We start from the raw sequence: 519 nt of genomic DNA on the forward strand, positions 1-519 counted from the left end.
GGGCGGAGGTTCGGGCGCGGCCTCGGGAACGGGGCCGAAGTCGCCGACGTCGGCCGGGTAGGCGGCGTCGTGTGTGTCGTCGTCGTCGTCGCCGTCGGGCTGATCGTGGAGGCCGAACTCGTCGGCGAGGCGCTGCACGAGGGCCTCGACCGGGGTGGCCAGGAAGTCGTCGTCGTGGGCGAGTTCGGCGAGGCGGGGCTCGAGATCCTCCCAGACGTCCAGAGCCTCGACCTGTCCGAAGCGGCCCCACACCAGGCGGGCGAGACGGTTGTCGACGCGCTTGCGGTGATGCTCGCGGGCGGCCTCGTCGGCCTTGCGCGCGCGGGTCTCGGCGGCTTCGGCCTCGCGGCGGGCGCCGGCGGCGGCCTCGGCCTGCTCGCGGTCGAAGCGCTGCTTCAGGAGGACGACCTGGCCGACGGTGCGGGCGAAGGCGTTGGCCGTTCGGCCGCAGCGTTCGAAGCCTTCGATGTCCTGGCCCTCGGCGGCATGGGCCATGAGGCCCCTCGCGAGCTCCACGCC

The 519-nt window shown here is 74.4% G+C and carries 1 protein-coding gene; it reads right to left on the reverse strand.

The annotated features are described in order from the left end of the window. On the reverse strand, nt 1-495 hold a 495-nt coding region (locus AC2D8W_RS22730), incomplete at its 3' end, for a hypothetical protein (RefSeq protein WP_484673436.1). Nucleotides 496-519: the final 24 nt, after the last annotated feature.

Source organism: Phenylobacterium sp. T106 (assembly GCF_057219735.1).